The 25296-nt window shown below is 75.2% G+C and carries 19 protein-coding genes and 1 tRNA gene; 16 read left to right on the plus strand and 4 right to left on the minus strand.

Features of this window, described 5'->3' with window-relative positions; all coding sequences use genetic code 11:
* The gene (locus tag ACI79Z_RS08940; protein WP_387988071.1) at positions 1-1524 is read right to left on the minus strand and encodes an MDR family MFS transporter; all 1524 of its coding nucleotides are present in this window, start codon (positions 1522-1524) and stop codon (positions 1-3) included.
* 175 nt (positions 1525-1699) lie between these two features.
* Between ACI79Z_RS08940 and ACI79Z_RS08945 the strand changes: the two genes are divergently transcribed.
* From ACI79Z_RS08945 to ACI79Z_RS08975, 7 genes are all read left to right on the plus strand, one after another.
* Positions 1700-3124, plus strand: a complete 1425-nt coding sequence (locus ACI79Z_RS08945; RefSeq protein WP_456902394.1) for a cytochrome ubiquinol oxidase subunit I — start codon at positions 1700-1702, stop codon at positions 3122-3124.
* 2 nt (positions 3125-3126) lie between these two features.
* On the plus strand, positions 3127-4161 hold the full coding sequence (gene cydB, locus ACI79Z_RS08950; RefSeq protein ID WP_387988073.1) for a cytochrome d ubiquinol oxidase subunit II: 1035 nt from the start codon (positions 3127-3129) through the stop codon (positions 4159-4161).
* Between the two features lie 2 nt (positions 4162-4163).
* Positions 4164-5816 carry a thiol reductant ABC exporter subunit CydD gene (gene cydD, locus ACI79Z_RS08955; RefSeq protein ID WP_456902395.1) on the plus strand — a complete coding sequence of 551 codons (1653 nt, stop codon included), beginning with the start codon at positions 4164-4166 and terminating at the stop codon, positions 5814-5816.
* The gene (cydC, locus tag ACI79Z_RS08960) at positions 5813-7444 is read left to right on the plus strand and encodes a thiol reductant ABC exporter subunit CydC (RefSeq protein WP_456902396.1); all 1632 of its coding nucleotides are present in this window, start codon (positions 5813-5815) and stop codon (positions 7442-7444) included. The genes cydD and cydC overlap by 4 nt, the downstream gene beginning before the upstream one ends.
* A 76-nt stretch (positions 7445-7520) precedes the next feature.
* Positions 7521-7594 (plus strand) — tRNA-Pro (locus ACI79Z_RS08965).
* Positions 7595-7842: 248 nt separating this feature from the next.
* A complete protein-coding gene (locus ACI79Z_RS08970) occupies positions 7843-8145 on the plus strand; it encodes an alpha-L-rhamnosidase C-terminal domain-containing protein (protein ID WP_456902397.1) in 303 nt (100 codons plus the stop codon).
* A gap of 32 nt (positions 8146-8177) precedes the next feature.
* Positions 8178-11216: an ATP-binding protein gene (locus ACI79Z_RS08975; RefSeq protein WP_456902398.1), complete on the plus strand. Its 3039-nt coding sequence runs from the start codon at positions 8178-8180 to the stop codon at positions 11214-11216.
* Positions 11217-11725: 509 nt separating this feature from the next.
* Here ACI79Z_RS08975 and ACI79Z_RS08980 read toward each other — a convergent pair.
* On the minus strand, positions 11726-13435 hold the full coding sequence (locus tag ACI79Z_RS08980; protein ID WP_456902399.1) for an IlvD/Edd family dehydratase: 1710 nt from the start codon (positions 13433-13435) through the stop codon (positions 11726-11728).
* A 231-nt stretch (positions 13436-13666) separates the two neighbouring features.
* Between ACI79Z_RS08980 and ACI79Z_RS08985 the strand changes: the two genes are divergently transcribed.
* The 3 genes from ACI79Z_RS08985 to ACI79Z_RS08995 are packed head-to-tail and all read left to right on the plus strand — an operon-like array spanning position 13667 to position 16288.
* Positions 13667-14518, plus strand: a complete 852-nt coding sequence (locus tag ACI79Z_RS08985; RefSeq protein ID WP_456902469.1) for a fumarylacetoacetate hydrolase family protein — start codon at positions 13667-13669, stop codon at positions 14516-14518.
* On the plus strand, positions 14515-15546 hold the full coding sequence (locus ACI79Z_RS08990; RefSeq protein ID WP_456902400.1) for a zinc-dependent alcohol dehydrogenase: 1032 nt from the start codon (positions 14515-14517) through the stop codon (positions 15544-15546). The genes ACI79Z_RS08985 and ACI79Z_RS08990 overlap by 4 nt, the downstream gene beginning before the upstream one ends.
* A gap of 1 nt (position 15547) precedes the next feature.
* Positions 15548-16288: an SDR family NAD(P)-dependent oxidoreductase gene (locus tag ACI79Z_RS08995; protein ID WP_456902401.1), complete on the plus strand. Its 741-nt coding sequence runs from the start codon at positions 15548-15550 to the stop codon at positions 16286-16288.
* Positions 16289-16735: 447 nt separating this feature from the next.
* Here the strand turns inward: ACI79Z_RS08995 and ACI79Z_RS09000 are convergent, their stop codons facing one another.
* Positions 16736-17464, minus strand: coding sequence for an enoyl-CoA hydratase/isomerase family protein (locus ACI79Z_RS09000; RefSeq protein ID WP_456902402.1), 729 nt, complete (start codon positions 17462-17464; stop codon positions 16736-16738).
* 168 nt (positions 17465-17632) lie between these two features.
* Between ACI79Z_RS09000 and ACI79Z_RS09005 the strand changes: the two genes are divergently transcribed.
* Positions 17633-18160: a hypothetical protein gene (locus ACI79Z_RS09005; RefSeq protein ID WP_456902403.1), complete on the plus strand. Its 528-nt coding sequence runs from the start codon at positions 17633-17635 to the stop codon at positions 18158-18160.
* A 32-nt stretch (positions 18161-18192) separates the two neighbouring features.
* Complete coding sequence (locus ACI79Z_RS09010; protein ID WP_456902404.1) at positions 18193-19161, plus strand: SDR family oxidoreductase; 969 nt, start codon at positions 18193-18195, stop codon at positions 19159-19161.
* A 20-nt stretch (positions 19162-19181) separates the two neighbouring features.
* Here ACI79Z_RS09010 and ACI79Z_RS09015 read toward each other — a convergent pair whose 3' ends face one another.
* Positions 19182-20042: a helix-turn-helix transcriptional regulator gene (locus ACI79Z_RS09015; RefSeq protein WP_456902405.1), complete on the minus strand. Its 861-nt coding sequence runs from the start codon at positions 20040-20042 to the stop codon at positions 19182-19184.
* Between the two features lie 234 nt (positions 20043-20276).
* Here ACI79Z_RS09015 and ACI79Z_RS09020 point away from each other — a divergent pair, with 234 nt between their 5' ends.
* The 4 genes from ACI79Z_RS09020 (at position 20277) to ACI79Z_RS09035 (ending at position 25215) form a co-directional block, all read left to right on the plus strand.
* Positions 20277-21314: a zinc-binding dehydrogenase gene (locus tag ACI79Z_RS09020; RefSeq protein WP_456902406.1), complete on the plus strand. Its 1038-nt coding sequence runs from the start codon at positions 20277-20279 to the stop codon at positions 21312-21314.
* Between the two features lie 383 nt (positions 21315-21697).
* Positions 21698-23539 (plus strand): GMC family oxidoreductase, encoded by a 1842-nt coding sequence (locus ACI79Z_RS09025; RefSeq protein ID WP_456902407.1) that lies wholly within the window; start codon positions 21698-21700, stop codon positions 23537-23539.
* Between the two features lie 114 nt (positions 23540-23653).
* On the plus strand, positions 23654-24061 hold the full coding sequence (locus tag ACI79Z_RS09030; RefSeq protein ID WP_387988089.1) for a YciI family protein: 408 nt from the start codon (positions 23654-23656) through the stop codon (positions 24059-24061).
* Entirely contained in the window at positions 24058-25215 is a 1158-nt protein-coding gene (locus ACI79Z_RS09035) for an RNA polymerase sigma factor (protein ID WP_456902408.1), read from the plus strand. Before ACI79Z_RS09030 ends, ACI79Z_RS09035 begins: the two co-directional genes overlap by 4 nt.
* Positions 25216-25296 lie beyond the last annotated feature (81 nt).

The following is a 25296-nucleotide window of genomic DNA, read 5'->3' on the forward strand; positions in this document are numbered from 1 at the left end:
TCAGCCCGCCGGGGCCGGGTCGTCGTCGAAGCGCAGCGGCTCGGTCCGGCGCGGCATGGCCAGCACCGCCAGCGCGATGACGACGGCGGTCACGGCAGTGGCGACGAACACGCCGTGCGAGGCCGCGTGCAGGCTCTCCCGCGCGAACTCCGCGACGGCGCCGCCCTGCGACAGCGCCGCGGTGGTGCTGTCGACGTCGGTGGGGACCTCGCCGTCCAGGCCCGGCGGAGGTGAGGCGAACCGGGCGGCCAGCGTGGTGTTGGCGATCGCGCCGAACACCGCCGCGCCGACCGCGGACCCCATCGACCGGGCGAACATGTTGGTGGCGGTGACGACGCCGCGCCGGTCCCAGCCGACCACCGACTGCACCGCGACGATGAGCGGCGACGACGACAGCCCGAGGCCCGCGCCGGTGACGAACATCCACGCGCCGACCTGCCACAGCCGGGCGTCCGCGCCGAGCAGCGCCGTCCCGGCGGTCCCGGCGACGGCGAGCGCGACGCCGAGCAGCGCGGTGTTCCGGAAGCCGATCCGCAGGTAGAGCCGGCCGGCGAGGCTCGCCGCGACCGGCCACCCGAGGGTCAGCGCGGCGAGCGCGAAGCCCGCCTCGAGCGCGCCGGCGCCGAGGACGCCCTGCGCCCAGGTCGGCAGGTAGGAGCTCAGCCCGATCAGCAGCGCGCCGAGGCCGAGCGCGGCCACGTTGCCGGACAGCAGGATGCGGCGGCGCAGCACCCACGGCGGCAGCACCGGCTCCGCGGCCCGCCGCTCGACGAACGCGAAGGCCGCGAGCAGCACGACCGCCGTCGCGAGGACCGCGATCGAGGTCCCCGACGTCCACGCCCACGCGCTGCCGCCCTGCAGCAGCCCGAGGATGAGCAGCGCGAAACCGGCCGACAGCAGCACGGCGCCGGCGACGTCGAAGCGGTGGGTGCGGCGCTCGACGCGCTCGTTCCACCGGCGCAGCAGCGCGACGAACGCCAGCGCGCCCAGCGGCAGGTTGACCAGGAAGATCCAGCGCCAGGACAGGTAGTCGCTGAAGACGCCGCCCAGGGTGGGCCCGAGCACCGAGGAGACGCCCCACACCGAGGCGAGGTAGCCCTGGACCCGGGCGCGCTCCTCGACGGTGTAGATGTCGCCGATGACGGTCATGCCGATCGGCTGGACGGCGCCGGCGCCGATGCCCTGCAGCGCCCGCCCGACGATCAGCGCCGGCATCGACCAGGCCAGGCCGCAGAACAGCGAGGCGGCGACGAACACCGCGATGCCGAACAGCAGCACCGGCTTGCGCCCGAGGACGTCGGCGAGCTTGCCGTAGACCGGCACGGTCACCGCCTGGGTGAGCAGGTAGACGCTGAACAGCCAGGGGAACTGGCTGAACCCGCCGAGGTCGTCGACGACGGCGGGGACGGCGGTGGCGATGATCGTGCTGTCGAGGGCGATCAGCGCGGTGCTGAGCATGACGGCGCCGAGCACGGGGCCGCGCTCGGAACGGAGCCCGACGGAGGCGCGGGTCACGGTTGTCACGGACAACCACCAACGCGGGCCGGCGCGGGGCATTCCCGCGGGGCCCGGCCCGGGCGCCACCACTCGCCGTCCGTGGTGCAGGTCACAGAGTTGCGTGCAACCCTGAGGCCCGGGAGCCCGGCCCGCGCCAGCCCGGCGCGCTTCCCCACCGGGCCCCGACCGAGGTGGTGTCCGCGTGGACGTGGTCGAGCTCTCGCGCTTCCAGTTCGCCTCGACCAGCATCTTCCACTTCTTCTTCGTCTCGCTGACCGTCGGTCTCGCCTTCCTCATCGCGGTCATGGAGACGATCGCCTACGCGCGCCGGGACCGGCGCGAGGTCTACGGGAAGATGACCAAATTCTTCGGTCACCTCTTCCTGATCAACTTCGCCGTCGGCGTGGTGACCGGGATCGTGCAGGAGTTCCAGTTCGGGATGAACTGGAGCGAGTACTCGGACTTCGTCGGCAACATCTTCGGCGTCCCGCTGGCGCTCGAGGTGCTCATGGCGTTCTTCCTCGAGAGCACCTTCATCGGGCTGTGGTGGTTCGGGAAGGACCGGCTGCGGCCCTGGATGCGGCTGGCCAGCATCTGGCTGGTCGCGATCGGCACCCAGATCAGCGCGTTCTGGATCGTGCTGGCCAACGCCTGGATGCACCACCCCGTCGGCTACGAGGTCGTCGACGGCCAGGCCCGCCTGACCGACTTCGGCGCCGTCGTCTTCAACTACAAGGCCTGGCTGTACTTCGCCCACGTCCAGGGCAGCGCCTGGGTCGTCGCCGCGTTCTTCGTGCTGGGCATCAGCGCCTTCCACCTGCTGCGCCGGCAGGACACCGACGTCTACTCCCGGTCGCTGCGCATCGGACTGGTCTTCGCCGCCGTCGGCACCGTGTTCTCCGTGGTCAGCGGGCACACCGAGGCCCAGGTCGCCCGCGAGGACCAGCCGATGAAGTTCGCGGCCATGGAGGCCCAGTGGGAGACCTCGGACTCGCCGGCCCCGTGGTCGTTGTTCGCGGTCATCGACCAGGGGCGGCGGGAGAACCCGTTCAACGTCGAGATCCCCTACGTCGGCTCGATCCTGGCCTACAACAGCCTCGAGGGCCGCTACGACGGGATCAACCAGATCGAGGAGCAGTACGACGAGGCCTACGGGGAGGACGACTACACCCCGCCGGTGGCCTGGGTGTACTGGTCGTTCCGGATCATGGTCGCGATCGGCTCGCTGCTGCTGGCCACCGCGTTCCTCGGGCTGTTCCTCTGGTGGCGGCGCAAGCGCGGACTGGACACCACCCGCTGGTTCCTCCGGGCGCTGGTCCTGTTCATCCCGCTGCCCTGGATCGCCAACTTCACCGGGTGGATGGTCACCGAGATGGGCCGCCAGCCGTTCATGGTCTACGGCGAGCTCACCGTCACCGAGGGCGTCAGCCCCAACACCGCCGGGGAGGTGCTGGCCGGACTCGTCGGCCTGTGGGTGGTGTACCTGGCCCTCATCGGCCTGGACGTCTACCTGCTCAGCGTCACCGCCCGGGCGGGCATCCACCGCAGGCCGGAGGCGCAGCTGGTGGCCGCGCCGGCGCCGGACTACGAGGGTGCCGGCTTCCAGGGGTACGAGAAGAGGGACTGACGGTGGACCTGGTCACGCTGTGGTTCTGGCTGATCGCGCTGACGTTCACGCTCTACTTCTTCCTCGAGGGCTTCGACTTCGGCGTCGACATCCTGCGGCCGACGCTGGCCCGGACCGAGGCCGAGGAGCGGGCGCTCACCGGCACGATCGGGCCGTTCTGGGACGGCAACGAGGTGTGGGTCATCGCCGCGGCCGGGCTCATGTTCTCGACGTTCCCGGTCTGGTACGGCGCGGTCTTCAGCGGCATGTACCCGCTGTTCGTGCTCATCCTGCTGGCGCTGCTGCTGCGCGGCGTCTCCTTCGAGTACCGCAACCAGGTCGACAGCGAGCGGTGGCGGGCGTTCTGGGACTGGATGTCCTTCGGCGGCAGCGTCGTCCCGTCGTTCCTGTGGGGCGTCATCATGGCCAAGCTCATCGAGGGCCTGCCGGTGAACGCCGACGCGCGGGTCGAGGGCGGGTTCGCGGCGATGTTCACCCCGTTCTCCCTGGTCGGTGGGGTCACCACGCTGCTGCTGTTCACGCTGCACGGCGCGAACTTCCTGCTGCTGCGCCTGCACACCGACACCGTCCTCTACAACCGCGCGCGCAAGGCCGCGCTGCGGTGGGGGGCGCTGGCCACGGCGGCGATCGTGGCGTTCGTCGTCATGGGCTACGTGACCGAGGACCTGTTCGAGGACTTCGGCGTCGTGCCGTGGGCGTTCCCGATCGCCGCGTTCCTGACCCTGGCCAGCATCTGGCTGGCCCTCGTCCGCCGCCGGGACACCCTGGCCTTCACGATGAGCGGCCTGACGGTCCTCTTCGCCACCGTGACGGTCTTCATCGCGCTGTACACCCGCGGCGAGGTGCTGCCCTCCACCCTCGACCCGGACTTCGGCCTGACGCTGGAGGAGACGGCCAGCCAGCAGTACACGCTGGTGCTGATGACCTGGGTGGGCGGGATCTTCCTGCCGCTGATCATCGGCTACCAGATCTGGAACTACTACGTCTTCCGCGAACGCGTCCGCCCCGACGAGGGCGCCCTGAACCACGGCTACTGACCGTGCGGGGACCCACCGGGCGCCTGCTCGCGCTGTCCGGGCCACGCCGGCTGGTGCTGCTCTGCGCCCTGCTCGGGGTGCTCACCTGGGCGCTGCTGGTGGTGCAGTGGTCGCTCGTCGCGGCCTTCGTCGCCGCGGTCGTCGGCGGTGGGGACCCGGCCGGGCACGCCGGTGTCCTCGCCGGCGTGGTCGCCGCCTGGGGAGCGCGCGCCGCCGTGGCCGCCCTCCGCGACCGGGCGGCGCGGCTGGCCTCGGCGCGGGTGCGGCGGACACTGCGCGCGGCGCTGCTCCGGAAGCTGCTCGACCTCGGTCCCGCGCGCACCGCCGGGGAGCGGGCCGGGGAACTGGTCACCACGGTGACCGAGGGGGTCGCGAAGCTCGACGGCGTGGTCGGCCGGCTGCTGCCCGGGGCGGCGACGGCGGCCGTCGTCCCGCCGCTGGTGGCCGCCACGGTCCTGGTGCTCGACCCGGCCAGCGGCGCGATCCTGCTGCTGACCGGCCCGCTGGTGCTCGTCTTCCTGTGGCTGACCGGTGCCCTCGCCGCGCGGTCGGCCCGCGCCTCCTGGGAGGCGCTGGGCCGGCTAGGGGCGTCGCTGGTCGACACCCTGCGGGTGCTGCCGACCCTGGTCGCGTTCGGTCGGGCGCGCAGCACCGCCCGCTGGCTGACCGACGTCAGCGAGGCCCACCGCGTGAGCACGATGCGGCTGCTGCGGGTCGCCTTCCTGTCCGGCTTCGTCCTCGAGTTCGGCGCGGTGCTGTGCACGGCGCTGGTGGCGGTGACCGTGGGTGTGCGGCTGTTCCAGGGCGGGATGGACCTGGAGCGGGCGCTGCTCGTGCTGCTGCTCACGCCGGAGTTCTTCGCGCCGCTGCGCGCGCTGGGGGCCGACCGGCACGCGAGCCTGGAGGGCCGGCCGGCCGCCGAGCGGGTGTTCGCGCTGCTCGACGCCCCCGGGCTGCCGCGCGGCACCCGGCCGGTCCCGGACGGGGTCCCCTCGGTCGCGCTGCGCGGGGTGACGCTGCGGTACGGCGGGCGCACCGCGCTCGCGGACGTCGACCTCGAGCTGCCGCCGCGGTCCAGGACCGCGCTGGTCGGCCCGAGCGGGGCGGGCAAGAGCACGCTCGCCCGGCTGCTGCTCGGCCTCGCCGCCCCGGACGAGGGCGCCGTGCTGGTCGGGGGCGTGCCGCTGACCGAGCTCGACCCCGACGCCTGGCGGGCCCGCGTGGCCTACGTGCCGGAGCGGCCGTGGCTGCTGCCCGGCACCGTCGCCGACAACGTGCGGCTCGGGCGCCCGGCCGCCACCGACGCCGAGGTCGAGGAGGCGCTCGCGCGCGCCGGGCTCCTCGACGTCGTCCGCGGGCTCCCCGACGGCGCCGCGACGCGGCTGGGGGAGGACGCCGCCCGGCTCTCCGGCGGGGAGCGGCTGCGGCTGGCCCTGGCCCGCGCCTTCGTCAAGGACGCGCCGCTGCTGGTCCTCGACGAACCCACCGGGCAGCTCGACGAGGCGACCGAGCGGCAGGTGCTGGCCGCCCTGGACGGGCTCGCCCGCGGCCGCACCGTCGTCACGGTCACCCACCGGCCCGGTCCACTGGCGCTGCACGACCGGGTCGTGGACCTCGACGCCGGACGGCTGCGGGCGCCGGAGGCCGCGCGGTGAGGGAGCTGCTGGCGCTGGTCCGGGGTCCGCGGACGGCGCTCGCCGTGGTCCTGGGATCGCTCACGGTGCTGTGCGGCGCGGCGCTGCTGGCCACCGCCGGGGCGCTGATCACCGGCGCGGCGCAGCGGCCCTCGACGCTGCTGGTCCTCATGCCGCTGATCACGGGGGTGCGGCTGTTCGGCGTGTCCCGCGCCGCGGTGCGCTACGCCGAGCGGCTGGTCACCCACGACGTCACGCTGCGCCTGGTGGCGCGGGTCCGCGCCCGGCTGCTCGAGCGGCTCACCCCGCTCGCGCCGGCCGCGCTCACCGGCGCCCGCGGCGGCGAGCTGCTGTCCCGGGTGCGCACCGACGTCGACGAGCTCCAGGGCGTGGTCGCCCGGCTGGTCGTGCCCACGGGCGTGGCCGTCCTCGCCGGCGGGGTCGCGGTGGTCCTCACCGCCCTGGTGTCGCCGGCCACGGCCGTCGTCCTGGCCGCCCTGCTGGTGGTGCTGGGGGTGGCCGTCCCGGCCGCGGCGGCCCGGGCGGGGAGGGCGGCCGCGCTCGCCGCGGCCCGGGCCGACGCCGACCTCGCCGCCGACTCCCTGGACCTGGTGCGCGGCCTGGCCGACGTGCTCAGCGGGGACGGCGGCGCGACCGCCCTGCGCACGCTGGGCGCCTCCCTCGACCGGCAGGAGGAGGCCGAGCGGGCGGCCGCGCGGCTGACGGCGGTGACCACGCTGGCCCGGGAGGGCGTGCCCGGGGTGGGCCTGGTGGCGGCCCTGTGGCTGGTGGGGACCGGCGTCGCCGCCGGCACCACGTCGCCGCTGCTGCTGGCCGCCTGCGCGCTGGGGGTGCTCGGCGCGTTCGAGGCCGTCGCCGGGTCGGGAGCGGCCTGGAGCGTCGCCGGCGGCATCCGCGCCGCCGCGGAGCGGGTGCGGGCGCTGGGGGAGCAGCGGCCCGCGGTGACCGAGCCGGGCGACCCGCAGCCGCTCCCGGCCGGCTCCGCGCTGCGCCTCGAGGGCGTGACGCTGCGGTACCCCGGTGCCGCCGCGCCCGCCCTCACCGGCCTCGACCTCGCCGTCGCCGACGGGGAGAAGGTGGCCCTGACCGGGCGCAGCGGCGCAGGCAAGAGCAGCGTCCTCGCGCTGGCGGTGCGGGCGCGCGACCCCGACGCCGGCCGGGTCACCCTCGGCGGCACGGACCTGCGCCGGCTCCCGCTCGACGGCGTCCGGTCGCGGCTGGCCTGGGCGGCGCAGGCGCCCCAGGTGCTCGGCGGCACGCTGGCCACCAACCTCCGCCTGGGCCGGCACGACGCCACCGACGACGACCTGCTCGCCGTCCTGGTCGACGTCGGGCTGGCGGACGTCGCCGCCACGCTCGGGCTGCACGGCTGGGTGGGGGAGGGCGGCGAGCGGCTGTCGGCGGGGGAGCGGGCCCGGCTGGCCCTGGCGCGGGCCCTGCTCAGCCGTGCCGACGTGCTGCTGCTCGACGAGCCCACCGCCCACCTCGACCCCGCACTCGCCGCGTCCGTCCTCGACCTGCTCGGTCGCGACCCGCGGACCGTCCTGCTCGTCACGCACCACGGCGCTGCGCTGGACGGACGGTGGCGGGTGGTCGACCTCGACGCCGCGGTCCCGGCGCGCGGGTGACCACCGGGCCGGAGTGGCGAGCGGGTGCGGTAACCTGCTCCACGCAGCGATCGGGCGGTGCGAGCCGCCCGGCGCACGGGCTGTAGCGCAGCTTGGTAGCGCACTTGACTGGGGGTCAAGGGGTCGCAGGTTCAAATCCTGTCAGCCCGACAGTGCAGGTCAGGGGCCGTCCCGGAGTGATCCGGAACGGCCCCTGACTGCTTCCTGGGGCGGTTGACCACCTCATCGACCACCACCGGGCCACCCTCGCTCGCCCAAGGCGCCGCCCAGGACGTCCATCGCCTCGCGCGCGACGCCAGGGGCGACGTGCCCAGAGACGTCGCGGGCGGTGGCGACCGACGCGCGGCCGAGGATCCCCGACACCTCGTCGAGGGCACTCCGGGATCGTCGTGGCCCCCATGGTCACGGGGTACAGCCCCCGGCCCGGCGGCCGGCTGACCTCCGCGTCCACCGCCCACCCCACGCCCTACGGGCGCGCGGCGGTCGCCTGGCGTCGGGAGGGCGGCCGGCTCACCGTCGACGTCACCGTCCCGACCGGGACCACCGCCGTCATCACCCTGCCGCAGGAGGGGGCGCGGCCGGAGCGGGTCGGGCCGGCACGGCACCGGTTCGAGTGGGCCCTCCGGGCGCCCCGGTGGCGAGAGCCGCCCTCGGTGCCACTGGCGCCGAGACCTTCCTCGGCGAGTGATACCCGTGTTTGACTTCGGGTGCGGGGACGCGGCCGGAGGTCGATGTGCTTCCCACGGGAACGGTCACCTTTCTCTTCACGGACATCGCCGGGTCGACGAGGCTGCTGCGCGAGGACGCGCTGGGCTATGCGGATGCGCTCGCGGAGTACCGATCTCTGCTCCGGGCAGCCTTCACCGCGCACGGTGGCCATGAGGTGGACACCCAGGGAGATGCGTTCTTCGTCGCCTTCCCCACGGCCGGACAGGCAGCGGCGGCGGCGGCTCAGGGCCAACGGTCGCTCGCGGCGCACCGTTGGCCTGATCGCCAACGCGTCCTGGTGCGGATGGGGCTGCACACCGGCGAGGTCATGGCCACCGAGGACGGATACGTGGGCCTTTCCGTGCACCAGGCGGCGCGGATCGCGGCGGCCGCCTCGGGCGGACAGGTGGTGCTGTCGGAGGCAACCGCGGCTCTTCTGGCCCGGGCGCTTCCCGGAGGCAGCGCCCTGCGCCGGCTCGGCGACTACCGGTTGAAGGACTTCCCTCAGCCAGAGGTGCTGTACCAACTCGACATCGCCGGGCTACCCACCGACTTCCCGCCGCTGCACACCCTGGAGGTAGGTCAGCGGCTGCCGTCCCCGACCGGAACGCTGCTGGGCCGCGGTCGTGAACTCGCGGCCCTCACGTCCCTGCTGACCGACGTCGAGACCCGGCTCGTGACCCTCACCGGCCCAGGAGGCATCGGCAAGACACGACTGGCGCTCGAGGCATCCTCCGACGTCGTCGCCGCCTTCCGTGACGGCGTGGTCTTCGTGGACCTGAGCGTGGAGCACGAACCGGAACAGGTCTTCGCCGCCATCGTCCGGACCGTGTCGCTTCCCGGCGTGACCGAGGACGAACCGCTGGAGGCGCTCCGACGCGGTCTGCGCACCGCCCGGATGTTGTTGGTGCTGGACAACTTCGAGCAGGTGGCCGAGGCGGCCACCGGTCTCAGTGACCTGCTCCAGCACTGTCCGCACCTCACGGCGCTGGTCACGAGCAGGGAGTCGCTGCGGGTGCGCGGTGAGGCCCTCTTCGCGGTCCCTCCTCTGTCGCTACCGGAGCGAGAGACGGTGACGGTCGGGGAGGCGGAGGCATCCGAGGCCGTGCGCCTGTTCGTCCAGCGAGCTGCTGCCGTGGTCACGGGGTTCGGACTGACCGACGAGAACGCCACCGACGTGGCGGCCATCTGCCGGCTGCTGGACGGCCTGCCTCTGGCCATCGAGCTCGCCGCGGCGCGAGTGAGGCTCTTCGCGGTCGACGAGTTGCGCGCACGCCTCGAGCTGCGGCTGGACGAGCTCCGGGGCGGGCCGCGCGACCTCCCGGAGCGCCAGCAAACGCTTCGTCGCGCCATCGAGTGGAGCACCGAGCTGCTCCGCGATGCGGACCGTGCCGTGCTGAGCGTGCTGTCGGTGTTCGCTGGGGCCCGCCTGGCCGATGTGGAGGCGGTCATCGGGCGTGTGCCGAGCCTCGGCGGGCTCGACGTCGTCGAGAGCCTGGGCTCGCTGGTGGACAAGAACCTCGTGCGCAGCACCCAGGCAGGCGATGGTCGGCCCCGTCTGTCCATGCTCAACACCATCCGCAACTACGCGGCCGAGCAGCTCGCGTCCTGGCCGGACGTCGCGGCGGCCGCACGTCGCGCTCACGCTGAGCACTACACGGAGCAGGCGCGCGCGTGGGGGAGCCCGTCCGGTCACGCCGATCGAGCCGAGGTGCTGGCCGCGCTGTCCCTGGAGCTCGGCAACTTCCGGGCGGCCTGGTCCTACTGGGTCCGCGAGGGCGCCGTCGCGCGGCTCAACGACCTGCTGGAACCGCTGTGGGGTTACTACGACGCGCGTGGCAACTACCGAGGGGCGGTGGAGCTGGGGAGCGACCTCCTCGCTGTGCTGTCCGTCCAGCCGGAGACGCCGGAGCGGATCCGGGATGAGATCGCCGTGGAGACGAGCCTGGCTCGGTCGATGATCGCCGTCAGCGGCTACACGGCCGAGGTCGAGCGGCGCATCCGAGCCGCCCTCGATCGGTCGGATGCTGCGGGTGGTGTGCCTCAACGCTTCTCGGTGCTCCGGACCGTGGCGACGCTGCACCTGCTCCGGGCCGACTTCGAGCGCGGTGCTGCCGTGGGGCGTGAGCTGTTGGCTCTGGCCGAGCAGAACCGGGAGCCCGCCCTGCTGGCCGATGCGCACCTCGTCGTCGGTGCCGTCGCGACGGAGGACCTCACCGGGAGCCTGCGACACCTCGACGAATCCATCGAGCACTTCCTCGAGCAGCGGACGTCCCGGGTGCAGTTCCGCGTCGGTCCGAACCCCGGGGTGGTCGCCTACGTCATCTCCGGGTTGCTGCTCTGGGAAGCGGGCTTCCCGGACCGTGCCGAGGTGCGCATCGAGCGGGGGATCGAGCTCGCGGGGCAGATCGGACATCCCTACTCGCTGGCCTACGCCTACTTCCACGCGTCGTTCGCGGCGCTCGGCCAGCAGGACCTCGCGCGCGTGGCCGAGTACGCCGGGGAGCTGCTGCGGATCGCCGAGGCGCAGGACTACCCGATCTGGCGGGCACTGGCCTTCGTCATGCGCGGAACCGCACGAATAGGGTTCGGAGAGCGGGACGAAGGACTCGCCGACGTCGAGCGCGGCTTCGGCCTCTACGAGGGACTGTCGACCCCGCCGGTCTTCTGGAGCAGCCTGCTCATGGTCCGAGCGGCTGGGTGCCTGATGGCCGGTCAGCCGGAGCGTGGCGCGGCCTTCGTGGAGGAGGCGGTGTCCACGGTGTGGAGCCAGGGCCTCCAGGACCCGCAGCTCGACATCCTGTGGGGAGACCTGCTCCTCGCGTCCCCGGTCGCCGACGTCTCCGCCGCCGAAGAGCTGTTCGAGCGCGCCGCGGCATCCGCGGAAGCGTACGGCGCGCGGATGATCCATCTCGTCGCGGCGACGCGACTCGCGACCCTACGACGTTCGACCCCTCGTCGCGACGAGGCACTCGCCGACCTTCGCGCCGCGTACGACGGTTTCACGGAGGGTTTCGACACCCCACAACTCGTCGCCGCACGCGCCCTCCTCGACGGAGCTTGACGGCCCTGGCGCACGCGCTCTCGGACGACGAGCGGCCCCTTCGTCGTGGCGCGGGCGTCCATCGGGAGGCGCACACCCCAGCGACAGGGACGCGGGACCTGCGGGTGACGGAGACCGCGCGAGGCGGCTCCCACCCCGTCGACCCCGCGTGCTCATCCCCGCAGCCCCGGCCGCGCCGCGTCAGCGGGTCGCCGGCCACCGTCGTCACGGCTCCCGCACCGACCTCAGCCGAGCTGTCGGCGGTCGCTGAGTCCTCGATCTCCGCTCCCGCCCGGATCCGCACGGCGACACGCGCGACCGCCGGGCGACCCGTCGCAACGGGTGCAGCAACAGCCTCGGACGAGGGCGGATGAGCGGGAGGTGGGACGTACGTGCCCCGTCGACGATCCACGCGGACGACTCGAGGCGAACGAGCGTGGACCCCACGCAGGTGGCCGGGGGCGAGGGGTCGCAGGTTCGCATCCTGTCGGCCCACAGTGCGGAGCAGGGCCGTTCGAGAGGTGCGGCGGTCAGTGCGACTCGCGGCTGACCCGAGAGCCGCTGGAGCCGACGAGGAAGTCCAGGTCGGCACCGGTGTCGGCCTGCAGCACGTGGTCGACGTAGAGCCGCTCCCAGCCGCGCCGGGGGTTCGCGAAGCCGTCCACGGTGGCCTGGTCCGGCGTGCGGGCCGCCAGCTCGTCGTCGGGGACCTCGACGTCGATGCGCCGGGCCCCGACGTCGAGGCTGATGACGTCGCCGGTGCGGACCAGCGCCAGCGGCCCGCCGGCGGCGGCCTCCGGGGCGACGTGCAGGACGACGGTGCCGTAGGCGGTGCCCGACATCCGGCCGTCGCAGACGCGGACCATGTCGCGCACGCCCTGCTCCAGCAGCTTCCTCGGGATGGGCGTGTTGGCCACCTCCGGCATGCCGGGGTAGCCCCTGGGCCCGCAGCCGCGCAGCACGAGGACGGAGTCGGCGTCGACATCGAGGTCGGGGTCGTCGAGCCGGGCGTGCAGGTCCTCGATCGAGTCGAACACCACCGCCCGGCCGCGGTGCCTGAGCAGGTGGGGGGAGGCGGCCGCCGGCTTGATCACCGCACCGGAGGGTGCGAGGTTGCCCCGCAGCACGGCGATGCCGCCGTGCTCGACCAGCGGCTCGCGGCGCGGCCGGATGACCTCCGGGTCCCAGATCGGTGCGTCGTCGAGGTGCTCGACCAGCGGCTTGCCGGTGACGGTGAGCGCGGTCGGGTCCAGCAGGTCGCGGACCTCGCCGAGGACGGCGAGCAGCCCGCCGGCGCGGTGGAGGTCCTCCATCAGGAACCGGCCGGCCGGCAGCAGGTCGACCAGCACCGGGACGCCGGAGCCGATCCGGTCGAAGTCCTCCAGCGTCAGGTCGACGCCGAGCCGCCCGGCGATCGCGAGCAGGTGGACGACGGCGTTGGTGGACCCGCCGATCGCGGCCAGCGCCACGATCGCGTTCGCGAACGACGCCTTCGTCAGGAACGTGGACGGACGGCGGTCGGCGGCGACCATCTCCACCGCCAGCCGGCCGGTGCCGTGCGCGGCCTCCAGCAGCCGGCTGTCGGCGGCCGGGGTGCCGGCGAGGCCGGGGACGACGGTGCCCAGCGCCTCGGCGACCAGCGCCATCGTCGAGGCGGTGCCCATCGTGTTGCAGTGACCGCGGCTGCGGATCATCGACGACTCCGAGCGCGTGAACGCCTCCTGGGACAGCGTCCCGGCCCGGACCTCCTCCGACAGCCGCCACACGTCGGTGCCGCAGCCCAGCGGCACGCCGCGGAAGGTGCCGGTCAGCATCGGCCCGCCGGGGACGACGACGGCGGGCAGGTCGACCGAGGCGGCGGCCATGAGCAGCGACGGGATGGTCTTGTCGCAGCCGCCGAGCAGCACGACGCCGTCGATCGGGTTGGCCCGGAGAATCTCCTCCGTGGCCATCGCGGCCATGTTCCGCCACAGCATCGCCGTCGGCCGCACCTGCGTCTCACCCAGCGACACCACCGGGAGCTCCAGCGGGATGCCCCCGGCCTCGTGGACGCCGTTCCGCACCGACGCGGCGACCTCGGTCAGGTGCGCGTTGCACGGCGTCAGGTCCGAGGCGGTGTTCGCGATGGCGATCTGCGGCCGGTCGAACGCGTCGCCCGGTACACCGCGGCGCATCCACGCGCGGTGGATGTAGGCGTTGCGGTCGTCCCCCGCGTACCACTGGGCGCTCCGGAGCTCCACGGCCGTCCGCCTTCCGACTGTCGACCCGACGGTCTAGCTTCTGGAACCCGATGGACGGTAACCACCCCGCCGCGGGAACGACAGCACCCGGCACGGGCAGCGGGGCCCGGCTCGGCGAGAGCCGGCTCGTCGGTTCCGACCGGGTGCCCGGTGTCCGCCCGGCGACCCGGACACGCCCCTGACCTCCGCGGTCACCTCCGACGACCCCTGGAGTCCCCGCCCGTGCACCTCATGCGCATCGGCGCGCCCGGCGCCGAGAAGCCCGTCGCCCGCATCGACGACGCCACCTACGTGGACCTCTCCGACGCCGTCCGCGACGTCGACGAGGCGTTCCTCGGCAGTGGCGGCCTCGACCGGATCCGCCCCGTCGTCGCCGAGCGGGCGGCCGCCGGCCGGGTGTCCCGGTTCGCCGGCGAGCGGATCGGCGCGCCGATCGCCCGGCCGCACCAGATCCTGTGCATCGGGCTGAACTACCGCGACCACGCTGCCGAGACCGGCCAGGCGGTGCCCGCCGAGCCGATCCTGTTCACCAAGTCCCCGAACACGCTCATCGGCCCGGACGACGACGTGCGCATCCCGCGCGGTTCCACCAAGACCGACTGGGAGGTGGAGCTCGGCGTCGTCATCGGCCGGCGCACCAGCTACCTGGACGCGGTCGAGGACGCCCGCGACGCCATCGCCGGCTACTGCGTCGTCAACGACGTCAGCGAGCGCGCCTTCCAGATGGAGCGCGGCGGGCAGTGGACCAAGGGCAAGTCCGCCGAGACGTTCAACCCCGCCGGCCCCTGGCTGGTCACCCCGGACGAGATCGACGACGTCCTGGACCTCGACATGTGGCTGGACGTGAACGGCGTCCGCCGGCAGACCGGCAGCACGAGGACGATGGTCTTCGACCCGTGGTTCGTCGTGCACCACCTGAGCCAGTTCATGGTGCTGGAGCCCGGGGACCTGATCAACACCGGCACCCCGCCCGGCGTCGGCATGGGGCTGTCCCCGCAGGTCTGGCTGCAGCCGGGGGACGTGGTGGAGCTCGGCATCACGGGACTGGGCCGCCAGCGGCAGCGCGTGCTCGCCCCCCGGTGAGCGCATCGACCGTGCGGGCCCTCGTCGTCACCGGCCCGGGACGGGCCGAGGTGCAGGAGGTCCCGGCGCCGGTGGCGGTGCCCGGGGAGGTGGTCGTCGACGTCGAACGGGTCGGCGTCTGCGGCACCGACGTGGAGTTCTTCACCGGCGAGATGGCCTACCTGCACCAGGGGCACGCCGCCTATCCGATGCGGCTGGGCCACGAGTGGGCCGGCACCGTCTCCGCCGTCGGCGGCGGCGTCGACCCGTCCTGGGTCGGCCGGCGGGTCACGGGCGACACCATGCTCGGCGACCGGACCTGCCGCCGCTGCCGCAGGGGACACCAGCACGTCTGCGCGCAGCGGCAGGAGGTGGGCATCCGCGGCGGGCGTCCCGGGGCGCTGGCCGAGCAGCTCGCCGTCCCCGCCCGGTCGCTGCACCCCCTGCCCGGCGCGGTGGACGCGGTGCTCGGCGCGCTGGTCGAGCCGGGCGGCAACGCGCTGCGCGCCGCGCAGGCGGCAGCGGTCGGCCCGGGGGACAGGGCGCTGGTGCTCGGGCCGGGGGCGATCGGGCTGCTGACGGCGATGTTCCTGCGCGCCGGTGGTGCCGACGTGCACCTGATGGGCCGCACCGGGGAGTCGCTCGCCTTCGCCCGCGACCTCGGCTTCGCGCACACCTGCACCGAGGACACCCTGCCGGACCTGCCGTTCGACGCCGTCGTCGACGCGTCCAACGCCGCGCACCTCCCGGCCCTGGCGCTGGATCTGGTCGAGCCGGCCGGCCGGGTGGTCTACATCGGCCTGGCCGGCAGCCCCAGCCGCATCGACACCCGCACGCTGGTGCTGGAGGACGTCACCGCGGTCGGCGTCCTGTCCGCCTCCCCGGGACTGGCCGACACCATCGCCGCCTACGCGAGCGGCGCGGTCGACCCCCGCCCGCTCGTGGCCGCCACCGTGGGCCTCGACCAGGTCGGCGCCGTGCTGGCGGGGGAGCGCATCGAGGGCGCCGGCCCGGGACCCAAGATCCACGTCGACCCCAGGAGGACCTGACATGGCCGAGTTCGACGGGCTCGTCGCCGTCGTCACCGGCGGCGGCAGTGGCATCGGGGCGGCCACCGCCCGGCTGCTGCAGGAGCGCGGCGCCCGGGTCGCGGTCCTCGACCGCGCGACCGACGCGGCCCCGGGGGGCGTGCTCGCCGTGCCGTGCGACGTCACCGATCCCGCCGCCGTCGACGCCGCGGTCGCGACGGTGGCCGAGCAGCTCGGCGGCCTGGACGTGCTGGTCAACAACGCCGGCATCGGCGCGACCGGGCACGTGGGCGAGAACGACGACGCCGAGTGGGCACGCGTGCTCGACGTCAACGTCACCGGCATCGCCCGGGTCACCCGTGCCGCCCTGCCGCACCTGCGGCGGTCGCAGCACGCGGCCGTGGTCAACACGTGCTCGGCCGTTGCGTTCCTCGGCGTCCGGCAGCGGGCGCTCTACAGCGCCAGCAAGGGAGCGGTCCTCGCGCTCACGCTGGCCATGGCCGCCGACCACGTGCAGGAGGGGATCCGGGTCAACGCCGTCGCGCCCGGCACGGCCGACACCCCGTGGGTCGGCCGGCTGCTCGACGCCGCCGAGGACCCGGCCGCCGCCGCCGAGGCGCTCCGGGCACGCCAGCCCCTCGGCCGCCTGGTGACCGCCGAGGAGGTCGCGCACGCGATCGCGTCGCTCGCCTCCCCGCTCGCCGCCTCTACCACCGGCACCGTCCTCCGCGTCGACGGTGGCATGACCAGCCTGCGCGTCTGACGGGAGAGCGTTCGCGGCCCGTCCGTCCGGGCCGGGACGTCGGGGAGTCCTCTCCTGGGCCGACGCCGTCGGACGAGGCGGGCCGGCCGTGATGTGGTTCGAGGTGCCGTGCCGGGCCTCGGCCGTCGCCGCCCTGGTGAACGGAACGGGAGGACCAGGCCTGTTCCGGTCGTCCGGCACACCGAGGGGACGCCGGGCCCTCGCTCGCACGTCGACCCGACGCCAGTCCCTGGCCGTGTCCGCTCCGGCGTGGACCAGCGGTGGCGATCCGGCGGGCCGGGGTGTCGGCAGCCGCCCGGGGTGTCCGCCGTGCTGGTCGCAGGTGCGGGCGTGTCCGTGGCAGGGCGCCGGCGTCCGCTCACGTCCGTCATCGCCGGCGACGAGGAACGAGCGACCGCGGATCCCACGGAACTGGAGCACCACGGCCCAGCAGCGATGGGCCGGCGGTCAGCGCCGTGCCAGTGCCGCGAGCGCGGCCTCGATCCGCCGCCGGGTGTCGTCGGCGGTCCAGCCGGCGAGGACGGCCGCGTCACCGCCGGCGGTCGCCTCGATCGCCGCGGTCACCGGGCGGTGGAGCGCGTCCTTGGCCAGCCGGTAGGACTCCGGCGACCGGGCGGCCAGCTCCCCGGCCAGCGCGACCGCCCGCGGCAGCAGGTCGCCGGGCTCGGGGAGCTCGTCGACCATCCCCAGGGTGAGCGCCCGCTCGCGGTCCACGGCCTGCGCGCCGAGCAGCACCCGGCCGGCGCGGGAGCCGAGCGCGTGCCGGGTGATCTCCAGGGCGGCGGTCGGGAAGGGGACACCGACCGCCAGCTCGGTCAACCCGATCCGCCCGGCCGACATCAGCCGCAGGTCGCACGCCAGGGCGAGCACGCAGCCGCCGGCGATCGCGTGCCCGTTGACCGCCGCGACCGTCGGCCGCGGGTGGTCGAACACGGCGCGGAAGGTCCGGGACAGCGCCGTCAGGAGCTGCTCGGTGTAGGACGGGCCGCTGTCGAGGATCCGGCGCAGGTCCACCCCGGCGGAGAACGACGAGCCGGTGCCGGTGACGACCAGCGCCCGGTCGGACGCGGTGACGGCCTCGGTCAGGGCGTCCAGCAGCTCCACGTCCAGGGCGCCGACCCGGCCGTGCTCGATGCGCAGGACGGCGACGCCGTCCCGGTCCTCGGTGACCAGCATCGAGCCATCCTCCACGCACCCGGGCCGGCGGGGCCCCCGGAGCCGACGGCACGTCGCTGGCGGTGCGACCCCGATCGCCGGCGGCAGGAGCCGGCACCTGGGCCGGCTCGTCCGCATGCGACACGATGACCTCCCGCGGCACACCGCCACCGCGGCCGGGAAGACCCCATGACGGAGCAGGGGCACCGGGTCACCGGACACCGCCTGGTGGTCACCGCGACGGACCACGGGGCCGCGGTCCGCTTCCTCCGCGACGTGCGGGGGCTGCCCGAGCAGGAGGCCCGCGAAGCCGACGGCGGCCCCGTCGTCCTCGACGCCGGCCGGGCGACGCCGGAGATCAACGACCCGCGCCACGCCGAGTACCGCCACGCCGAGTACACCGACGAGGTCGAGGTGGGCCACCGCGTCCCGGCCCGGATCCGCGTCGCGTTCGAGGTCCCCGATCCCGGGGCCACGACCGCGGACCTGGTCGGGGCCGGCGCGGCCCTGGTCGGGACGGCTGCTCCTGACCGTCTTCGGTCCCGTGGAGGAGCAGCCCTGGCGTCCCGGGCGCAGCGGCGGCGGCTTGCGTCCTGGCACCGGACGGGAGCCGCGCCGGCCCGCCGGGGCGTGGTGCGTCCCGGCCGGCGTCGCCGCGGCCGGGGACCGGCGATCCGCGGATCGGCCGTCCCTGAACACGGGCGCCTCGCGCGGTGAGGCTGGGGTCCCCACGACCCGAGGAGCACCCGATGCCGCGTTCCCGCCCCGACGTCCCCGTCCCCGACCTCACCGGCCGCCGCGCCGTCGTCACGGGAGGCAGCGACGGCGTCGGCCTCGTGCTGGCCCGCCGGCTCGCTGCGGCCGGCGCCGAGGTGGTCCTGCCGGTCCGCAACCCGCGCAAGGGCGAGGCCGCGGTCGCCCGGATCCGCGCGCAGGTCCCGGACGCCGACGTCTCCCTGCGCGACCTCGACCTGTCCTCCCTCGCCTCCGTCGCGGCGCTCGGCGAGACGCTCCGGGCCGAGGGGCGGCCGGTGCACCTGCTCGTCGCCAACGCCGGCGTCATGCGGCCGCCGGACCGGCGGACCACGGCCGACGGCTTCGAGCTGCAGTTCGGCACCAACCACCTGGGGCACGTCGCGCTCGCCGCCGCGCTGCTGCCGCTGCTGCGGGCCGGCCGGGCGCGGGTGACCTCGCAGACCAGCGTGGCGGCGCGCCGCGGAGCGGTGAACTGGGACGACCCGAACTGGGAGCGGACCTACGACGGGCAGCGGGCCTACGCCCAGTCGAAGGTCGCCGTCGGCCTGTTCGCCCTGGAGCTGCAACGGCGCAGCGCCGCCGGCGGCTGGGGGATCACCAGCGACCTGTCCCACCCCGGGATCGCGCCGACCAGTCTGCTCGCGGCCCGGCCGGAGGTCGGCCGCGCCCGGGACACCACCGGCGTGCGGCTCATCCGCGTGCTGTCGCGGCTGGGCCTCGCCGGCACCGTGGAGAGCGCGGCGCTACCGGCCCTGCTCGCCGCGACCGCGCCGGACGGCGGCGGCCGGTTCTACGGCCCGGACGGTCCCGGCTCCACCGCCGGCGCTCCCGCGGAGCAGGAGCCCTACCGCGCGATGCGCGGTGCCGGGGACGCCGAGCGGATGTGGCGCCTGTCCGAGCGGCTGACGGGGGTGTCCTTCCCCGCGGCCGCGCCCGACGGGGTGCGCCCCCTCCCGCGCTGACCGTCCCGGGCCGTCCCCGCTCAGCCGGGGACGGCCCGGTCCGCGGGCGCCGCGGCGGTGCCGAGGACGGCCAGCAGCTGCAGCCGCTCGGCGCTCTCGCTGCCCGGGACGGCGGTGTACACGAGCAGCCGGTGCGACTGGTCGGGGTCGACCAGCGACTGGCAGGCCAGCTCCAGCGGGCCGACGACGGGGTGGACGAACCGCTTGACCTCGCGCGGGCGGATGCCGACCTCGTGCGCGTCCCACAGCCGCCGCAGCTCCTCGCTGCGGGCGAGCGCCAGCTCGGCGAGGCGCGCGGCCCGCGAGCCGGGGCCGCGCAGGGTGACCAGCTCGCGCAGACCCGAGGCGTAGAGCCGGGACAGGAACGCGTGCTCCTCCGGGGCGTGCAGCGCCCGCGCGGCGGGATCGGTGAACCACCGGTAGCCGAGGCTGCGCGCCGGCCCGGTGCGCAGGGTCGCGTCGCCGGTGAGCGCGACGGCGAGCGGGGTCTGCCGCAGCGTCTCGCCCAGCTCCGTGACGATCTCCGCCGGGGTGTCGCCGAGCCGGTCGAGGATCCGCAGCAGGCCGGGGCCGACGTGCTCGCCGTCGGCCCCGCGGGCGGGCGGGCGGTGGCCGGCCAGCCGGAACAGGTGGTCACGCTCGTCGAGCGTGAGGTGCAGGCCCTGCGCGATCGCGGCCACCATCTGCTCCGACGGCTGCGGCCCGCGCTCCTGCTCCAGCCGGGCGTAGTAGTCGGTGGACATGTGGCAGAGGACGGCGAGCTCCTCGCGCCGCAGCCCGCTCGTCCGGCGCCGCGGCCCGCGGGGGAGGCCGACGTCCTCCGGCTGCAGCGCCTCCCGACGGCGGCGGAGGAACTCCGCCAGCCCGGCCCGGTCGATCACGTCGCCTCCCTCGTCGGTGCTGCGTCGTTCCTACCGTCGCCGCGAGCGGTCATCCACGGTCCGCCGGTCCCTCCCTCGGCCGGGACGAGGACCACCGCCGGCCCGGCGACCTCCGGCGCGAACGCGATGGACCTGTCGCTGCGTCCGCCCGCCGCCCGGGCGGCCCCCGACCGGGGCAGGGCGCTCACCGGGCGGCTCACCGGGTTCTGGCGCGACGCCTGACAGCATGTGCCGGTGCGCGCCGTCGTGGTCGACTCGGTCCGGGCCCGCCCCCGGGTGCGGGAGGTGCCCGAGCCTCCGGCCCCGCCCGGCGGCGTGGTGCTGCGGGTGATGGCCACCGGGATGTGCCGCAGCGACTGGCACGCCTGGGCCGGGCACGACGAGATCGCGTTCCCCCACGTGCCCGGGCACGAGCTCGCCGGGGTGGTGGTCGAGGTCGGGGCCGAGGTCACCCGCTGGCGGGCCGGTGACCGGGTGACCGTCCCGTTCGTCTGCGGCTGCGGCCGCTGCGCGTGGTGCCGGGCCGGGGAGGCGCAGGTCTGTCCGGACCAGCAGCAGCCGGGCTTCACCCACTGGGGGTCCTTCGCCGAGTACGTCGCCCTGCACGCGGCGGACACCAACCTGGTGCGCATCCCCGACCGGGTGGACTTCGCGAGCGCGGCGAGCCTGGGGTGCCGGTTCGCCACGGCCTACCGCGCCCTGGCCGCCCGCGCGCGGGTCGGCGAGGGGGAGTGGGTCACCGTGGTGGGTGCGGGTGGCGTCGGCCTGAGCGCGGTGGCGATCGCCCGCGCGCTGGGGGCCCGGGTGGTCGCGGTGGACCGCAACCCCGAGGCCCTCGCCGTGGCCGCCGCTCTCGGCGCGGAGCACACGGTGCGGGCCGACGGCCGCGACGTCCCGGCCGCCGTCGCGGAGCTGACCTCGGGCGGCAGCCACGTCGCCGTCGACGCCGTGGGGAGCGAGCAGACCTGCGCCGACTCGGTCCTGAGCCTCCGCCGCAGGGGGCGCCACGTGCAGGTCGGGCTGCTGCCGCCGGTCGACGGTCATCCTCGGGTCCCGATGGCCCGGGTGATCGGCTGGGAGCTGGACCTGCTGGGCAGCCACGGCATGGCCGCGTCGGACTACCCGGCCATGATGGCGCTCGTCGAGCAGGGCTCGCTGCAGCCGCAGCGGCTGGTCGAGCGGACCATCGGCCTCGACGAGGCGGCGGCCCTGCTGCCGGGGTTCGACCGGGCGACCGTCGCCGGGATGACGGTGGTCGACCCCGCCCGCTGACCCCCGCCCCGGGCGCCCGTCCGACGGCGGCTCCCCGGCCCTGCCCTCCGCGGACGGGCCCGGGGGTGCGTCCCCGCCGCCGGCCTCCTCGACCCCAGCCGCACGGAGCGACGGCCAGGACCGCGGCGGCGCACGGGGTGACGACGTCGTCAGGGCCGCACACGCCGCGGCTGCGGTGCAGGACGTCCCGGCCCGGCGCGGGCGGGCTTCGCCCGGTCGTGCAGGGCGAGGGCGAGGACCACGGCGCCGGCGTCCAGGAGGGTGACGGCGTGGTCCGGGCTCAGGACCGGCGCCGCGCCGCAGCGCGTCCTGCCCGGTCGCGGGTGCGGGTCCCGTGGCCGAACGCACTGTCGACGTCCGGGTGCCGGTACTACCGTCGCGCGATGGCGGGCAGCGTGGACTTCGTCGTCGTGGGCGGTGGCTCTGCCGGAGCGGTGATCGCATCCCGGCTGTCGGAGGACCCGGACGTCCGGGTGGCGCTGATCGAGGCCGGGGACCGGCCGCCGGCGGTCGAGCTGGTGCCGGCCGCCTGCCCGGTCCTGCAGGCGGACCCCGAGACCGACTGGATGCTCACCGCCGACGCGGGCGCCTGCGGCAAGGGGCTGCGGGGCGGCCGGATGATGGTGCCCCGCGGCCGCATGCTCGGCGGCTCGTCGGGCATCAACTACATGGCCTACGTGCGCGGCCACCCGGGTGACTTCGACGCCTGGGCCGCCGGCGGCGCCGACGGCTGGAGCTTCGCGGAGGTCCTGCCCTACTTCCGGAAGAGCGAGGGGCTGGTGCCGAGCGAGGCCCTCCCACTCGACCTGCCCGCCCACGGCACGGAGGGGCCGCTCGGCGTGTCGGTGCGCAGCCCGGTGCTGCCGGGGGCGCAGGCGTTCGTCGAGGCCGCGGTCGCCGCCGGCATCCCGCTCGGTGACTACAACGGCCGCGACCGGGGTGGCCCGGCCGGCGTCGTCTCGCTGTTCCAGACGACCACGAAGCAGGGCAGGCGCTCGAGCACCTACCACGCGTTCCTCGAGGGCGAGGCCGAGCAGCGGCCGAACCTGACGGTGATCACGCACGCGCAGGCCACCCGGGTGCTCCTCTCGGGCGAGCCGGGTGCCCTGCGGGCGACCGGTGTCGAGTACGTCACGGCCGCCGGCACCACCGAGGTGGTCGACGCTGCGCGCGAGGTGGTCCTCAGCGCCGGCGCGGTCGGGTCCCCGCAGCTGCTCATGCTCTCGGGCGTCGGGCCGCGCGGGCAGCTGGAGTCGCTCGGCATCCGGTGCCTGGTCGACGCACCCGAGGTGGGCCGCCACCTCAAGGACCACCTGCAGGTGGGCCTGATGCACCCGGCGCCGGGGCTGGGCGTCTCGATGGCCAGTGTGGGCGTGGCCCTGGGGCCGGACGCACTGCGGGCGCCGGCCGGTCCACTGCCGGCCGACCCGGCCGACGACGCGTCCCTGCCGCCGGAGCTGCAGGAGCTGAAGGCGGAGGCGGAGCGCCAGCTCACCGAGTGGTTCACGACCGGCAGCGGGCTGGTGTCCTCGTCGCTCTACGACGCGGGTGCCTGGTTCTCGACCGGCCTCGGGGACGAGCACACCCACGACGCGCAGATCGCCGTGTTCGTGTGTGGCTACTCCGTCGACATCTGGGACTCCTGCCTGCACGTCGACGCGGCGGAGTACTTCGACGACCCGGCCGTCGACCTGTCGCCGACCGCCGAGAACCTCTTCGTGCTCGCGAACCCGGTGCAGCCGCACAGCGAGGGCGAGATCCGCCTGGCGAGCGCCGATCCGCTGGCCGCGCCCGACATCCGGATGAACTACCTCACCGACCCGCACGACGTGGCCGTGATGACGGCGGTGGTGCGCCGGGCGCTCGACGTCGTGGACCGGATGAGGCGCGAGCACGAGATCGGCGACCTCCTGCTGCCGCGGCGGCTGGCCGAGACGCACGGTCACACCCGCGGCGACGTCCCGAGCGACGAGCTGATCGCCGACCTGGCGCGCCACTACTCGTTCACCGTCTACCACCTGACGAGCACCTGCCGGATCGGGTCGGTCGTCGATCCGCGGTTGCGCGTGCTCGGCGTCGGCGGGCTGCGCGTCGCGGACGCGAGCGTCATGCCGAACGTGGTCAGCGGCAACACGAACGCCGCCACGATCATGATCGGCGAGAAGGCGGCCGAGCTGCTCGCGCGGGAGCACGGCGTCGGGCTCCGGGAGTTCGTCGGGGCGTGACCCGCCGCCCGGCGCCAGGAGATCCGGACGGCGGTGTCGAGAACGCGGGACCGGCTCCGTCCCCGGGGTGCGAGCGGCCAGGATGGGCCGCACCGGCACCGAGGAGAGACCACGATGGCCAAGTACCTGCTGCTCAAGCACTACCGCGGAGCCCCGGCGGCGGTGAACGACGTCCCCATGGAGAAGTGGACGCCGGAGGAGATCTCCGCCCACGTGCAGTACATGGAGGACTTCGCGGCCAGGCTGGAGGGGACCGGCGAGTTCGTCGACGGCCAGGCGCTCTCCCCGGAGGGGCTGTGGGTCCGGTACGACGGCGAGGGCCGCCCGCCGGTCACCGACGGCCCGTTCCCCGAGACCAAGGACCTCATCGCCGGCTGGATGGTGATCGACGTCGACAGCCAGGAGCGCGCCGTCGAGCTGGCCGGGGAGCTGTCGGCCGCCCCCGGGGCGGGCGGGCAGCCGATCCACGAGTGGCTCGAGGTCCGTCCCTTCCTGGGCGCACCGCCCACCATCACGGAGTGACCGCCCCGCTGGACGAGGTCCTGCTCCGCAGCCTCACCCCCGGCGTGCTGGGCGTCCTCGTCCGCCGCGGAGCCGAGTTCGCGGCGGCCGAGGACGCCGTGCAGGACGCGCTGGTCGAGGCGGTCCGCACCTGGCCGGCCGACCCGCCGCGGGACCCGAAGGGCTGGCTGGTGACGGTGGCCTGGCGCCGGTTCCTCGACGCGACCCGCGCCGACGCCGCCCGCCGCCGGCGCGAGGACGTCGTCGAGGAGGAGCCCGCGCCCGGGCCCGTGCCGACCGCGGACGACACGCTGCACCTCTACTTCCTGTGCGCCCACCCGTCGCTGACGCCGTCGTCGGCGGTCGCGCTCACGCTGCGGGCGGTCGGCGGGCTGACCACCCGCCAGATCGCCCAGGCCCACCTGGTGCCCGAGGCGACCATGGCGCAGCGCATCAGCCGGGCCAAGCGCACCGTCTCCGGCGTGCGGTTGGACCGGCCGGGCGACGTCGCCACCGTGCTGCGCGTCCTGTACCTGGTCTTCAACGAGGGCTACTCCGGCGACGTCGACCTCGCCGCCGAGGCCGTCCGGCTCACCCGGCAGCTCGCGGCCGTGGTCGACCACCCCGAGGTGCAGGGGCTGCTCGCCCTCATGCTGCTCCACTCCGCCCGGCGCGCCGCCCGGACCGCGCCCGACGGGAGCCTGGTGCCGCTCGCCGAGCAGGACCGGAGCCGGTGGGACACCGGGCTGATCGCCGAGGGGATCGGGATCCTGCAGGCGGCCCTCGCCCGGGACCGGCTGGGGGAGTACCAGGCCCAGGCCGCCGTCGCGGCGCTGCACGCGGACGCGCCCACCGCGGCGGAGACCGACTGGGTGCAGATCGTCGAGTGGTACGACGAACTCGTCCGCCTGACCGGCAGCCCGGTGGTCCGGCTCAACCGGGCGGTGGCCGTCGGCGAGGCCGACGGACCCCGCGCGGGCCTCGCGGAGCTGGCGGCGCTGGACGACTCGCTGCCCCGCCACACCGCGGTCGCGGCCTACCTGCACGAGCGCGACGGCGACCTCGCGACGGCGGCGCGGCTGTACGCCGAGGCGGCCGGGAGGGCGACCGACCTCGCCGAGCGCGACCACCTGCTGCGCCAGGCCGCCCGGCTCAACGCGGGCCGGTCCCGCTGACGGGGTCCCGACCGCTCGCCGGTGACCCCTCGGGACGATCTCGTGCCGGTGGGCCGTCACCGTGCTGCACTTGCGCCGGAT

The organism is Geodermatophilus sp. SYSU D00663, from assembly GCF_054050655.1.

Bases quoted from the DNA above. Each gene is read 5' to 3' on its own strand.
- ACI79Z_RS08970 (WP_456902397.1), top strand. From the start codon at position 7,843: ATGGTCACGGGGTACAGCCCCCGGCCCGGCGGCCGGCTGACCTCCGCG.
- ACI79Z_RS08985 (WP_456902469.1), top strand. From the start codon at position 13,667: ATGCGCATCGGCGCGCCCGGCGCCGAGAAGCCCGTCGCCCGCATCGAC.
- ACI79Z_RS08995 (WP_456902401.1), top strand. From the start codon at position 15,548: ATGGCCGAGTTCGACGGGCTCGTCGCCGTCGTCACCGGCGGCGGCAGT.
- ACI79Z_RS09000 (WP_456902402.1), bottom strand. From the start codon at position 17,464: ATGCTGGTCACCGAGGACCGGGACGGCGTCGCCGTCCTGCGCATCGAG.
- ACI79Z_RS09005 (WP_456902403.1), top strand. From the start codon at position 17,633: ATGACGGAGCAGGGGCACCGGGTCACCGGACACCGCCTGGTGGTCACC.
- ACI79Z_RS09010 (WP_456902404.1), top strand. From the start codon at position 18,193: ATGCCGCGTTCCCGCCCCGACGTCCCCGTCCCCGACCTCACCGGCCGC.
- ACI79Z_RS09025 (WP_456902407.1), top strand. From the start codon at position 21,698: ATGGCGGGCAGCGTGGACTTCGTCGTCGTGGGCGGTGGCTCTGCCGGA.
- ACI79Z_RS09030 (WP_387988089.1), top strand. From the start codon at position 23,654: ATGGCCAAGTACCTGCTGCTCAAGCACTACCGCGGAGCCCCGGCGGCG.